Source organism: Gilvimarinus sp. 1_MG-2023, from assembly GCF_030548285.1.
Genome location: NZ_JAUOSC010001776.1, coordinates 1 through 234 on the forward strand (window position 1 = coordinate 1; position 234 = coordinate 234).

Sequence of the window (234 nt, forward strand, 5' to 3'; positions counted from 1 at the left end):
GGTAAATACTATCAGTTTAAGAATACTATTTCAGGTTTTAAAAAGTTTGAAAAATTATTAGATTTAAGGAGCCATTGTGTCATGGAAGCTACCGGATATTATCACTATCAATTAGCTTATTTTTTGCTAGAATCAGGTATTAAATTATCTGTAGAAAACCCATTATCTGTCAAGCGATTTATCCAAATGAAGCTGTCTAAAATAAAGACCGACAAGAGTGATTCTAAACAGATC

Annotated in this window: 1 protein-coding gene; it reads left to right on the forward strand. The window is 30.3% G+C overall.

Features of this window, described 5'->3' with window-relative positions:
• Positions 1 to 27: 27 nt before the first annotated feature.
• Positions 28 to 234 (forward strand): IS110 family transposase (locus Q4563_RS23920; protein ID WP_442903876.1); only part of this gene is annotated, 207 nt, incomplete at its 3' end.